Genomic DNA, 13,192 nt, shown 5'->3' with positions numbered 1-13,192 from the left:
ATAAGCAAGGATTATGGAAAAAGGACAAAATCATGACATTTTCATCATTTTTCTATACAGAAGACCAATAAATCGTTATAGTGGAAAACGGATACTGACGAACGTGGCAAAGGAGTCATTAAATATGAACAAAATTGAAAATGATACAATTCTACGGGCTTTCCGTGGAGAGAAAACCGAGCATACACCCGTTTGGTTTATGCGTCAGGCTGGGCGATCTCAACCTGAATATAATAAGTTGAAAGAAAAATACTCTCTATTTGAAATTACACACCAACCAGAACTTTGTGCTTATGTCACACGACTTCCTGTTGAACAATACGGGGTCGATGCAGCGATTCTCTACAAAGACATCATGTCCCCTCTACCAGCTCTTGGAGTGGATGTCGAGATCAAGAAAGGAATCGGTCCTGTCATTCACAATCCGATTCGTACGAGAGCGGATGTAGAGAAGGTGGGTACGATCGATCCTGAATCTGACGTCCCTTATGTATTGGATACGATTCGTTTGTTGACGAAAGAGCAGCTGACGGTTCCGTTGATCGGGTTCAGTGGTGCTCCATTCACCCTTGCAAGCTATATGATTGAGGGTGGACCTTCGAAAAACTACAATAAAACCAAATCCATGATGTACAGTGAACCGATGACATGGTTCGCGCTAATGGATAAGTTGGCAGACATGGTGATCACCTACGCTCGTTCCCAAGTAAAAGCAGGGGCTAAAGCTATTCAGATCTTTGATTCGTGGGTCGGTGCTTTGAACGTAGAAGACTACCGTTTGTTTATTAAACCTGTGATGCAACGTATCTTCTCTGAGCTTCAATCAGAAGGGGTTCCGTTGATTCTATTCGGTGTCGGTGCACGTCATTTAGCAATGGAATGGAATGACCTCCCGATTGATGTTCTCGGGTTAGACTGGAGAATGTCGATTCCGGAAGCACGACAAGCAGGAATCACGAAACCGTTGCAAGGAAACCTGGATCCGTCGATATTGCTAGCCGATTGGAACGTGATTGAAGAGCGTGCGAAGCGTATTATTGATGAAGGAAGGGAACATCCTTCCCATATCTTCAACTTAGGTCATGGAGTCACACCGGATATTCAGCCGGAAACGTTGAAGCGGTTGACTCACTTGATTCATGATTATTCAAAATCGAACTAAGAGGTGAATAGACATGGCAAAGAAACAAATGGGATTACTCGTAATGGCATACGGTACGCCATACAAAGAAGAAGATTTAGAAAGATACTATACGCACATAAGAAGAGGTCGCAAACCATCTGATGAGATGCTTCAGGATCTCAGGGACCGTTATGATGCGATTGGTGGGATTTCACCACTAGCTAGGATTACGGAAGATCAAGCAACGAGCATTAAAAATGCATTAAACGAAATGCAAGACGAGATTGAATTCAAGCTTTACATTGGCTTAAAACACATTGAGCCTTTCGTTGAAGATGCCGTGGAATCAATGGCAAAAGACGGGATTGAAGAAGCGGTGTCGATCGTGCTTGCCCCTCATTATTCTACGTATAGCGTTAAATCCTATAATGGTCGTGCTAAAGAAGAAGCAGACAAGCATGGGGTTTCGATTCGTTCCGTTGAAAGCTGGTATGATGCACCAGGATTTATCGATTTCTGGAAAGAGAAAATTGAAGCGGAATACGCAAAGATGGACGAAGAAGAAAAAGAAAATACCTGCCTGATTGTTTCGGCACATAGCCTGCCTCTGAAGATTTTGCAAGGTGGCGATCCTTATCCGGATCAGTTGAAACGAACAGCTGAGTTGATTTCGGACGCGACTGGCATCACACAGTATGAAATCGGCTGGCAAAGTGAAGGAAATACACCGGACCCATGGATTGGGCCTGATGTTCAGGACTTAACGAAAGATCTTTATAACGATAAAGGTTACAAGACATTTGTGTATGCGCCTGTTGGTTTTGTTTCCGATCACTTAGAAGTGCTTTATGATAATGATTACGAGTGTAAAGTCGTCTGTGATGAAGTAGGGGCAAATTATTATCGTCCTGAAATGCCAAATACGAATCCTAAATTTATTCAAACATTGGCGAACGTCGTCATGAATCAAGTCGAGAAGTAGGGGATAAGATGTCACATCAAAAACGAGTGGTCGTTATTGGTGGAGGAATCACGGGCCTTACTGCCGCATATCGACTACAACAAGCATCAAAAAAAGATTCGTTGAACCTGAATGTCCAATTGCTGGAGTCAAGTCATCGCTTAGGCGGAAAGATACAAACAGAAGAAAGGGACGGGTTTACGATTGAGCGTGGCCCGGACTCTTTTCTTGCCCGTAAAGAAAGTGCCGCCCGTTTAGCGACCGATGTCGGCTTGTCGGAAGAGCTGATTCCCAATGGGACGGGACAGTCATACATTTTGGTGAACAATAAACTTCACCCAATGCCAAGTGGTTCATATATGGGAATTCCGACTAGAATTCGGCCGTTTCTTTTCTCGGGTCTATTCACACCGCTAGGAAAGATGCGAGCAGCTATGGATATGGTTCAGTCTAGTAAACCAGTTGAAGGTGATCAATCGCTTGGGCTGTTCTTCAGAAGGCGACTCGGAAATCAAGTTGTTGAGAACTTGATTGAGCCCTTACTGTCCGGTATTTACGCGGGCAGCATTGATGAGTTAAGCTTACAAGCTACGTTCCCTCATTTTTATGAACTTGAACAGGAGTATGGGAGCTTAATCAAAGGCTTACGAAAAACGACCTCTATAAAAGTCCGTAAGAAAGGCGAAAAAAAACCGAGTATGTTTCTGACGCTTCGGCACGGTTTACAATCATTAGTCGACGCAATCGAGGCTCAATTGGAAGAGGATACGGTAAAAACGCAAATTCAAGTTGATCATATTGAGAAGAAGGACAATCACTATCACCTCATGCTCAGTGACGGGACTTTACAAGAGGCTGATGCCATCATTATTGCGACTCCTCACTTCTCAGCACAGCGAATGCTGACACAGTATGATTTTCTTGATCCACTTAAAGACAAGAATGCGACGTCAGTAGCCAATGTAGCTATGGCTTTTGATGCTTCTGCAATCAAGAAGGATATTGATGGGACAGGATTTGTTGTATCGCGTAATAGCGACTTTCGGATTACAGCCTGTACTTGGACTCATAAAAAGTGGCCGACATCAACACCGGAAGGAAAAGTCCTGCTTCGTTGTTATGTAGGGAAGCCATCTGATCAAGAGATTGTGAATTGTTCGGATGAAGAAATCGTAGACATTGCTCTCAACGATTTGAATCAAACGATGGATATTACTCAAAAGCCTGATTTCTCCATTGTGACACGTTGGTACGATGCGATGCCCCAATACAAAGTTGGGCACAAGGATCGCCTTAATGAGATCACGGAACAGCTGAAGCGAGATTTACCAGGTGTCTTGTTAGCAGGAGGATCTTATCGAGGAATTGGGTTGCCAGATTGCATAGATCAGGGAGAAGCAGCCGTAGAAGAAGTCCTTCACTACTTGAAGTGAATAAGCAGATCATATATGCAGGAAAAACATCGGATGGACCACTCATCCGGTGTTTTTTTATTTAAAAGAAGGGAGGGGGCAGAGCTATAGGTATGAGGGATGTATGAACCTTCCACTAGTGAACAAGTGTCTGAGCTTACGATTTCTGTAAATCATTTTTTTGAAAGGGCTTGCAGAATGACGGGATGATTAGTATCATTTATATGGAAACGTTTTCAAAGAAAGGTAGAAATCTAGTAGGGGGAATACGTATGGCTACGATAGAAGATGTAGCAAAGTTAGCTGGCTTATCGCGGACTACAGTGTCTCGTGTAATCAATGACCAGCCTTATGTGACAGATGAGAAAAAACAACGGATCCTACAAGCAATGGATGAACTTGGATACGTCCCCAATTCTTCTGCACGTCGTCTGCGCAGTCAAAGGACGGATACAATCGCCGTTCTCCTGCCCCGTATTACGAATCCGTTTTTTGGTAACTTGATTGAATCAATGGAGAAGAAAGCTTCTCAGTGGGGGTATCAAGTTATTGTCTGCCAAACACATGATTCAAAAAAGAAAGAATTGGATTACCTTCAACTATTAAAGACCAAGCAAGTGGATGGGGTGGTGATGACGTCACTTGTCAATGAGTGGGAAGTTGTCGAGCCTTACTTGGAGTCTGGTCCGATTGTTTTGTGTAACGAATACATGGAGGATACACCTGTTCCTATGATACATATGGACCACCGGAAAGCGGCTTATGAGTCAACGTTGCACTTAATTGATCAAGGGTGTACGAACCTTGCTTATCTCAGTGGTGGTACACTTACGCATCTTGCGATGGAGCGTTTGGCAGGATTTAAGCGAGCGCTGAAGGAGAGAGGATTGCCTTTTATAGAAGAGGCTGTCATGGATTGGGTCATTCAAGTAGAAGATGGTCGTAACGCTTTCCGTAAAATCAAAGAAGAATTTCCGCTGATCGACGGCGTGTTCACAGGATCTGACGAAGTTGCTGCCGGTATTGTTTATGAAGCTTCTCATTGTGGCTGGGCGATTCCTGATGATTTGGCTGTGGTCGGGTTCGATAATCAAATGCTTTCTCTTCTAATGGCGCCCGCTGTGACGACTGTGGAGCAGCCGATAACCAAAATGGCTGATCGGACAATAGAGGTGCTGATTCAGCAACTGCTCCACTCTAGTTCAACAACACCAAGAAGATATATATATTCGCATAAACTACTTGTACGAAACTCTTCGGAAAAGAGACATAGCATTGCAAAATAGAAACCTCCCGTATTGTGTTTATACGCAATACGGGATTTTGTATTTCTGTAGTAGGGTAAAGGGGGTGAAAACATGGAAGGAAAGGTAAAGAAGCAAAAAAAAGCAGCCTATTCAATAAGCTGCTCCAAATTTGATGGTTCCATTTCTATTCATTTGTGGAATACTACCATTAACGAGCCGGGTGATCACAGTCATCACAAATGTTGCCATAGCAGTCCGCTTGTTCCTGAATAACGTTGCCACAATTGGAGCAGTGTTTCTTAGGTAGGTTTCGGAAGAACTCAACTATACTCATCATTAGGAAATCCCCTCCAAATTTTTATTGTAAAACCATTGTATTATAACAATATGCAGAAATCAACAATCTGTTATAAAACAATATATAATTAGTTCAAAAGACATAGGGAGTGGTAATAATGAAAGTGACAGTCATTGGTTATTGGGGTGCTTACCCTGCAGCAGGAAGTGCGACTTCAGGTTATTTATTTGAAAGAGATGGGTTCCGAATGTTGGTTGATTGTGGGAGTGGAGTGCTTTCAAGAATGCAACAATTCGTCAAAATAAGTGACGTAGATGCAGTGGTACTCTCGCATTATCATCATGATCATATTGCGGATATAGGGGCACTTCAGTATGCCTGTCTCGTTAAAAATACGTTGAACGAGACATCAGATATTTTACCTATTTATGGTCACGCGGAGGAAAAAGAGAAATTCGATCAACTCACTCATCAGTACACGAAAGGCCATCGCTATAACCCAGAAGACCCCTTGCAAGTGGGACCGTTCACCATTGATTTCCAAAAGACGCAACACCCTGTAGCGTGCTATGGTATGAGGGTTTCAGATGGTGAGCATAGCGTCGTATATACAGCAGATACAAGTTATATGAAAGAATGGATCGGTTTTGCTGAGGAGGCAGATTTGTTGATCACAGATACAAACTTTTATAAAGGAATGGATGGATCGAAAGCTGGTCATATGACGAGTGAAGAAGCTGCGACGATTGCAGCAGAAGCTAAGGTCGATACACTGTGGCTCAGCCACCTCCCTCATTTCGGTCAATTGCCTAGGCTGAGACAGGAAGCGGAAGACGTCTTCAAGGGAACCATCCAAATAGCAGAAGAAGGGCTGTCGTGGAGTGGATAATTGTCTATTCTTGTCGGAACGATTACAATAGAATAGGATAATTTATAGAGAAAGGATGAGTTATACATGCTTTTCATCGATCATGAGGGAATTAATGACCCAAGGATCAATTTAGCTATCGAGGAATATGCCTTGAAGAACCTCGATATCAACGAAACGTACTTACTTTTCTATATCAATGAGCCATCGATTATCATTGGTAAGAACCAAAATACTGTGGAAGAAATCAATACCAACTATGTGGAAGAGAACAACATCCAGGTGGTCAGGCGCCTATCAGGCGGTGGAGCGGTGTATCATGATTTAGGAAACTTGAACTTCAGCTTTATTACTAAAGACGATGGTGACAGTTTTCATGACTTCGCTAAATTTACAGAACCCGTAACGGAAGCGTTGAAAAAATTAGGTGTCAATGCCGAGTTATCAGGCCGAAATGATATCGTCGCAGAAGATGGTCGTAAAATCTCAGGTAATGCTCAATTTTCAACAAAAGGCCGCATGTTCAGTCATGGAACGCTCATGCTCGACTCTGAAATTGAGAATGTTGTTTCTGCACTAAATGTAAAAACAGAAAAAATCAAGTCGAAAGGAATCAAATCGATTCGCAGCCGCGTGGCGAATATTTCTGAATTTCTAAATGAAGAAGTTTCAATGGAAGAGTTCAAAGATCTTATTCTTCGCTATATCTTTGATGTTGAAGACGTTAAAGATGTACCTCAGTACAAACTGACCAAGGAAGACTGGGAAAATATCTATAAGTTAGCAGAAGAACGCTACAAAAATTGGGATTGGAACTACGGGAAATCACCGAAATTCAATATTCAGCAAAATAAAAGAATAGAAGGTGCCGGCACCTACGATATCCGTCTGGACGTGACAAAAGGCTACGTTCAAAACGCGAAGATATATGGAGATTTCTTCGGTGTCGGGGATATCAGCGAAATTGAAGAACGTCTCATTGGTACACAATATGAACGTAAAGCCTTGTCTGATGCCATTGGGGACTTAGATGTCTCGCATTATCTAGGGAAGATTACCAAAGAAGATTTCATAGACATGCTTTATTAAGCCAAACAAGCACAGAAACCCTCCGTGTCTGAGAGTGAAATTCACTCAGGCACGAAGGGTTTTTTAGTTTATAAATTTCTTCAAGAATCGGGCAGTAATTTTGAACACTCGATTCTGAGATGTATAGGGTTCGTCACCTTACTAGGAGTAGGGGGGTTGTTTTGAAACAACTCGCTTTCCTGCGGGGGAACCGGCAAGCCTCCTCGGTCGTCGATTCACACTCCCTTTGGGTATCGCCTGGGTCCTTCTCCCGCGGGAGTCTCGCTGTTTTAAAACCACCCCTTTTCGATATAGAGAGGAACGACCCCTCAATGTGTAGGTGCGTCTGATCTATCGAACAATGCGCTAGCTAGCAATATATCAGAACATCCGGCTTTCATTTGAGGTTAACCAGCTCATCAGATGTTTCCGTTCTCCAAATAAAAGTAAGAAGGGTCGGGAAATGGCGAGACTCCTGTGGGATGTACATGATCGGTGAGATCCCGCAAGGCGAAGCCTGAGGAAGCTCAGCACATGCCCACGGAAAGCGAGTTATTTCCCGTCCCTTCGAACACTACTCTAGGCAACGGAAATCATCAAACTATACGAAAACTGAGTCTTTAAGATATGGGGGAGTATCATGAAGGTTGAAGAAGGAAATGGAAATAGAAAGATTGATAAATAATTTTCAGTATTTTATAATAAAAAAGAATATTTAAACTAATATAATGAATGACTATTCATTCATTATAGGGAGGGGCAACAAATGAATATTAGTGATCAGCTAGAGAAGACGGCTCTTGAGAATCCAAAGAAAGAAGCTTACATATTCCAAGGAGGAGGCGTGAGTTACCAGGAGTTTGATGCATCAGTCACTAAATTTGCATCGACTTTAACGGACATGGGTTACGGCAAGGGAGATCATGTAGCTTTGGTCAGTGGGAACAGTCCTCTATTTATGATTGGACTATATGGTGCTTTAAGAGCAGGAATGACAGTTATTCCGATTAATCCAACATACACGGTTGATGAAATGAGTTACATTTTAAAAAACGGGGACGTTAAAGTCGTCATCACGATGGACATGTTATTCGAAAAATTTGAGCATATGGATTCTCATTTAAATGTAGGGCATTATTTTGTTGGCGACACAGGGTCTGGTATTGATTTAGACTCCTCTTCGTTAGTGGGAAAAATGAAATCGTTTACAAAGTCTGTTGCGGCAGGTAGCTTAACTTACGACAAGCCTGCTTTGAATAGAGACGATGTAGCTGTTATCTTATACACATCAGGGACGACCGGGAAGCCGAAGGGAGCTATGTTGACTCATCAGAACATCTACTCCAACGCGAGCGATGTCGCTGACTATCTTAGTTTTTCTTCTGAAGATCGAGTGATTGCTACGTTGCCAATGTTCCATGTGTTCTGCTTGACGGTTGCTCTAAATGCACCAGTAATGAACGGTGGTACGGTATTAATAGTACCTAAGTTTTCACCGCAGGATGTTTTTGGTATTGCAGAAGAGCAGAAAGCAACCGTTTTTGCTGGTGTGCCTACGATGTACAATTATCTGTTGCAAACAGGAAAAGAGCAAGTGGACACGTTCCGAAACATGCGTCTATGCATATCAGGAGGTTCATCGCTGCCAGTAGCGTTATTGAACGCGTTTGAAGAGCAGTTCAATGTACGTGTTTCTGAAGGGTACGGATTGTCAGAAGCTTCTCCTGTAACAGCATTCAATCCGCTTGATCGACCTCGGAAGGCAGGTTCAATCGGTCAGAACATTCGAAACGTAAAAAATAAAATCGTCGATGAATTAGGTGAAGAAGTTCCGGTTGGGGAAGTAGGCGAACTCGTCGTCCAAGGTCCGAACGTTATGAAAGGGTATTACAAGATGCCTGAAGAGACAGCTGTCACAATTAAAGAAGGATGGTTATATACGGGTGATATGGCGCGCGTTGATGATGAAGGATACTTCTATATCGTGGATCGTAAAAAAGATATGATTCTCGTTGGCGGATACAATGTGTATCCACGTGAAGTGGAGGAAGTGTTATATGACCATCCAAACATAAGCGAAGTCGCGGTTGTGGGCGCTCCTCACCCTGAACTCGGAGAATCGGTCATCAGTTTCATCGTTGTCGACGATCCGTCACTCACCGAACAGGGTGTCATCGACTATTGTAGCGCCCATTTAGCCAAGTATAAGATTCCTTCAAAAGTAGAGTTCATGGAAGAACTTCCGAAGAATACGACCGGAAAGATTCTTCGTAAGAACTTACGTGAGAAATTAGCTCAATCATAATGATGTTGAAACAACTCCTATTCGTAGGGGTTGTTTTTTAGCAAGCGATCATCTTCTAGAGTTGAGGGAATAGTGTGATTACCAAAGAGTCTTTACAACCATGAAAGATCTCGTTTTCTGTAGTGTGAAAGATGTGGGAGTGTGGGATCTGCCAATATCTTTCGCGAATGCTGCGAACGTCCGCAAACACCGTCAGCATCTGCTTATTAAAATGGAGGATGGGAACAAAAGATGAGTGTTTTCTCATTCATACTGAATACTGAGAAATAAGAGGGGACGTAGTGACGCAGCATATGCTAAAGGGGAACGTGAAGAGGTATGCATGTCATAAACTAACAAGTTTGCAACGTGTTGCGGTCTTCCGCAAAAATCTTTCGGTGAAGGATGTGGAGAAATATACTACAATAAGAAACAGATAAGCGATGATGCTTATTGATCTCAATTGCTATTTATGATCTGGTTGTCATAAATAGGTCAGTAATGAACTATTACTGAAGAGTGTTTTTCGAGAAAAAGCTCTTCGAAGGAAGAACTTTTTCAAATTTTATTCCCTCACTCAAAAGTTAACCAGTCGTCTCTTTGGCCAATGCTCACGTGAGCATTGGTCCTTTTTTTATCTCGCCTTACCATCCTTAATGCCAGTATTGATTGAGACTTCCATTTATTTTGGCTTCTTATAGGTAATCATAAATTCTTCTTTGGTTAAATAGTATTCTCTTTCTGGACGTTCGTGTAACAAGTCAAGCCGTTTCAGCTTATAATAATTTATCCGTTTGTATGGGTCGTCATCAATGACAGGGGCTTCTTGTTGCTGCTTCATGTACTCATCAACGGCACGTTGGACGATATCGATTTCTTTCGCTAGTTCATAATCACTTTCTTCAAACAGTTCGTAGGTTTCCCTCGACATGTAAAACGGGCGGCTCGGTTGAGCGTGGAGATAAGGGGCGAGCAAATCATAGTCAAGAGTCAAATCTTCATGAATAAGGACGCTTAATGGAACATGTGCAGGCTTCTGGTCTGAGAAGGCATGAATGGCTTTTCGGATTTCATTGATTGAAAGGTCCTTTGTTTCCAGTGGATGTTTACCTAAGTCCGTTTTCTTTTTCTTTCGCTTCCACATCTTAACCCCTCCTTTTAGGAAATATGGTAGAATAGGTGGTGCTGTGTATGGATCAACCCGCTAGAATTCAGCCGGAGTTGGAATTTTTCACTCTTCTCAACCCAGATTTTGGCCGTGAGGAGAAAAGAGAATCGGATTGTGAACCGAGTAGGTAAAAAGAAGTATGTGTTTGTAGTATAACAGAGATAGGAAGTAGGTTCATATTTTTGTAAGAAAGTTTAGACATTTCCGCTAATGTTTGGTAAATTTAAGGGGATGAGCGGCGGGCGCCGATGGATGAAGGACTGCCGCCACCTGATACCGAAAGGATGTTGAAGCGGATGGAATACGTTGTAAAGAAAGAGTACGAGATCAACCCGGAAACGATGGCTTTAATTGCAAAATACGATCAGCATGGACGAGTTATGACAGAAGTGGTGGAATCTAAAGGAAGTTTTGAGATTGAAAAATGTCCAAGCCAGGTTGTAGATGATTCCTGCCGCTACTTTGCAAGCAGTTTGGATGGTCGAATATCAGGAACAAAACAGATGACAGGCTACACACACAAACCTCCGATTGTCATTTCCGAAGCGATGAGAATTTATTTCTTCCCTATCATTTCCCCAAAGCGTAAAGATTGCAGTTGGATTGCGCATAAGTTCATTCGGTCTTATCATGGAGAATCTGACCAAACCACTACGATACAATTCTCGAACGGAACCTCAATCAATGTTCCTGTGTCTCATGGTATGATTGCTAATCAGGTCCAACGAACAGCCCACTTCCGTGTCATCCTTGAAGATCGTCTACGGACGCTGCCATCCGCTGCTGATATCCCCCACGAGAGGGTCGCTGAGACTTTCTCATAAGCTCGAACAATATGCTCTCCACTTTTTTTCTGATTGCAGGGTTGAAGTAATTGCGCTTTTCCTCATATCCACTGGCTAAAAAAAGGAAGGAGGTGAATGAATCGTTTCGTCCTGACTCCACTACTTGAAGTTGAAGGCGATCCATTTCAGCTTTGAGCTCCTTCCGCTCTTTTCTTGCTTCCAGTTCCATTTTTCCTAATAGCTCCATGTAGGGTTCTTTGATCTTGAACTTACCGATATCGAAGTGTTTTCTGTCTTGTTTAATGACGACAATAGCCATGGATAGAAATAAATAGCGGGTAGCAAGATCTAACTCTTTCTGTTTTAAGTTCCGCATGTTATTCTCCTCCAAAAATACGAACGTTTGTTCTTGTTATGTATTATACCACGCTGGACCTCCAATTATGCAAGGAAGTTTTGAAAAAAGGTTACAATTGGAAATTATGGAGAGACTGTATGTAAGTGGTTCAGCTAGGCATAAGCCTGGCTTTCGTATAAAATGGAGGAAAAAGCTAGAAGGAGTCCCCTCGCATGCGCGAATTATCTGTAAATATAGATCGGTGGAAAGAAATGGCTGAGAACGATCAGCTCTTTGATTATGTCATATATCAACTGGAGCAGTTGGAAAGCTTTGGGCCTTTACCAGGCATATTATTGCCTATGTTAGAGGCTTTTTTGCCAATCTTACCTCTCGTTGCATTTGTATTAGCTAATTCAGTCGTCTATGGATTACTGAAAGGCTTTCTTTATTCGTGGATCGGTTCCGTCATTGGCGCTATTTGTGTCTTTCTTATTATTCGTAAATTAGGGGACAAACGCTTCTTTCGGTTTATTACGAAACAGAGACAAGTGCGTCGGGTCATGACCTGGGTAGAGGAGCATGGCTTTGGTCCATTGTTTCTTTTGATGTGCTTCCCTTTCTCTCCTTCATCGATTATTAATGTTGTGTCAGGACTCTCTAATGTAAGCAAGCAACAATTTATTCTTGCTGTGTTACTGGGCAAATCCGTCATGATTTTCACGATCGCTTACGTGGGGAGCAGCATTGCATCATTCGCTCAAAACCCAGTGAAGTCTATTGTTGTAGGGGTGTGTATTTTCCTGTTTTGGATGATTGGTAAGTATTTCGAAACTCGAATGAAGAAAAAAGCAGAGTATCGAACGTACTCAAGTGATTAAGTTCAATCCTATAGGGGTAAAATGTTGATAGAAACAACACCTGGAGGATTAAACTATGAAAAAATATCGCAAAATCATCCGTACGGTATTGTTCGCCTTATTGCTTGCTTTTGTGCTTCGTTCTTATTTGTTTGCGAGTTACATTGTCGATGGTGAATCCATGGAGCCCACCCTTTATGATGGCAATTTATTAATGGTCAACAAAGTCGTTTATGATTGGCAACAAGTCAATCGGCACGATGTCATCGTCTTTCATGCGAACGAAACAGAAGACTATGTAAAGCGGGTCATTGGTGTCGGGGGAGATCAAATTGAGTTTAGAGATGATCAACTATACGTAAACGGGCGATATGTTCCTGAACAATACCTAGATCCATTAAGGCCAAATGATGGAAAGCCTTTCACGAATGATTTCACTTTGCAGGAAGTGACAGAAATGGACCGTGTTCCAGAGGGGCACATCTTTGTAATGGGAGATAATCGTCGTGATAGCCTGGATAGTCGTTACTTTGGGTTCGTTGCGATTGATACCGTTGTAGGGAAAGTGGACGTCCGTTATTGGCCATTTTCTCAGATGGCGTTACAGTTTTAATAGAATAGCAGAGAAACACTCTTTCACCTAAGGTTGAAGAGTGTTTTTTTGAGGTGTAAGAAGATACCGTTCAACAGGTCTTGTGTATGTCGGTCTATAGATTCGACTCTTACAGGGCTGCTTCTCTTTTCTTATCAGAAGGTCCAGAAAAATGGTAAACTAAAGGTA

13 protein-coding genes are annotated in these 13,192 nt (G+C 42.4%); 10 read left to right on the top strand and 3 right to left on the bottom strand.

Going from position 1 to position 13,192, the window contains the following annotated elements; genetic code table 11:
* Positions 1-124 precede the first annotated feature (124 nt).
* The 4 genes from hemE (at position 125) to H0266_RS06435 (ending at position 4,782) form a co-directional block, all read left to right on the top strand.
* A complete protein-coding gene (gene hemE / locus H0266_RS06450; RefSeq protein WP_181471539.1) occupies positions 125-1,162 on the top strand; it encodes a uroporphyrinogen decarboxylase in 1,038 nt (345 codons plus the stop codon).
* Between the two features lie 13 nt (positions 1,163-1,175).
* On the top strand, positions 1,176-2,105 hold the full coding sequence (gene hemH / locus H0266_RS06445; RefSeq protein ID WP_181471538.1) for a ferrochelatase: 930 nt from the start codon (positions 1,176-1,178) through the stop codon (positions 2,103-2,105).
* Positions 2,106-2,113: 8 nt separating this feature from the next.
* On the top strand, positions 2,114-3,517 hold the full coding sequence (hemY, locus tag H0266_RS06440) for a protoporphyrinogen oxidase (RefSeq protein ID WP_181471537.1): 1,404 nt from the start codon (positions 2,114-2,116) through the stop codon (positions 3,515-3,517).
* Positions 3,518-3,768: 251 nt separating this feature from the next.
* On the top strand, positions 3,769-4,782 hold the full coding sequence (locus H0266_RS06435) for a LacI family DNA-binding transcriptional regulator (RefSeq protein ID WP_181471536.1): 1,014 nt from the start codon (positions 3,769-3,771) through the stop codon (positions 4,780-4,782).
* A gap of 169 nt (positions 4,783-4,951) precedes the next feature.
* On the opposite strand, the gene yhfH is transcribed toward H0266_RS06435, so the two are convergent.
* On the bottom strand, positions 4,952-5,080 hold the full coding sequence (yhfH, locus tag H0266_RS06430) for a protein YhfH (RefSeq protein WP_181471535.1): 129 nt from the start codon (positions 5,078-5,080) through the stop codon (positions 4,952-4,954).
* Positions 5,081-5,198: 118 nt separating this feature from the next.
* On the opposite strand from yhfH, the gene H0266_RS06425 reads away from it, so the two are divergent.
* The 3 genes from H0266_RS06425 (at position 5,199) to H0266_RS06415 (ending at position 9,282) form a co-directional block, all read left to right on the top strand.
* Positions 5,199-5,930 carry an MBL fold metallo-hydrolase gene (locus H0266_RS06425; RefSeq protein WP_181471534.1) on the top strand — a complete coding sequence of 244 codons (732 nt, stop codon included), beginning with the start codon at positions 5,199-5,201 and terminating at the stop codon, positions 5,928-5,930.
* Between the two features lie 66 nt (positions 5,931-5,996).
* Positions 5,997-6,998, top strand: coding sequence for a lipoate--protein ligase (lplA, locus tag H0266_RS06420; protein ID WP_181471533.1), 1,002 nt, complete (start codon positions 5,997-5,999; stop codon positions 6,996-6,998).
* A gap of 745 nt (positions 6,999-7,743) precedes the next feature.
* Positions 7,744-9,282: a fatty acid--CoA ligase family protein gene (locus tag H0266_RS06415; protein ID WP_181471532.1), complete on the top strand. Its 1,539-nt coding sequence runs from the start codon at positions 7,744-7,746 to the stop codon at positions 9,280-9,282.
* A 661-nt stretch (positions 9,283-9,943) separates the two neighbouring features.
* Here the strand turns inward: H0266_RS06415 and H0266_RS06410 are convergent.
* Positions 9,944-10,405 carry a DUF3939 domain-containing protein gene (locus H0266_RS06410; RefSeq protein WP_181471531.1) on the bottom strand — a complete coding sequence of 154 codons (462 nt, stop codon included), beginning with the start codon at positions 10,403-10,405 and terminating at the stop codon, positions 9,944-9,946.
* Between the two features lie 272 nt (positions 10,406-10,677).
* Here H0266_RS06410 and H0266_RS06405 point away from each other — a divergent pair, with 272 nt between their 5' ends.
* Complete coding sequence (locus H0266_RS06405; RefSeq protein WP_246363659.1) at positions 10,678-11,253, top strand: competence protein ComK; 576 nt, start codon at positions 10,678-10,680, stop codon at positions 11,251-11,253.
* On the opposite strand, the gene H0266_RS06400 is transcribed toward H0266_RS06405, so the two are convergent.
* On the bottom strand, positions 11,174-11,590 hold the full coding sequence (locus H0266_RS06400) for a YhjD family protein (protein ID WP_181471530.1): 417 nt from the start codon (positions 11,588-11,590) through the stop codon (positions 11,174-11,176). The genes H0266_RS06405 and H0266_RS06400 overlap by 80 nt on opposite strands.
* Positions 11,591-11,784: 194 nt before the next feature.
* Here H0266_RS06400 and H0266_RS06395 point away from each other — a divergent pair, with 194 nt between their 5' ends.
* Positions 11,785-12,432 carry a TVP38/TMEM64 family protein gene (locus H0266_RS06395; protein WP_181471529.1) on the top strand — a complete coding sequence of 216 codons (648 nt, stop codon included), beginning with the start codon at positions 11,785-11,787 and terminating at the stop codon, positions 12,430-12,432.
* A gap of 55 nt (positions 12,433-12,487) precedes the next feature.
* Positions 12,488-13,024: a signal peptidase I gene (gene lepB / locus H0266_RS06390; RefSeq protein ID WP_181471528.1), complete on the top strand. Its 537-nt coding sequence runs from the start codon at positions 12,488-12,490 to the stop codon at positions 13,022-13,024.
* Positions 13,025-13,192 lie beyond the last annotated feature (168 nt).

Origin of the sequence: Halobacillus locisalis, from assembly GCF_013694105.1 — a bacterium.
Taxonomy (GTDB): domain Bacteria; phylum Bacillota; class Bacilli; order Bacillales; family Halobacillaceae; genus Halobacillus; species Halobacillus locisalis.
Note: the sequence above shows the minus strand (reverse complement) of the source record. Positions and strands in the feature narration are given on the sequence as shown.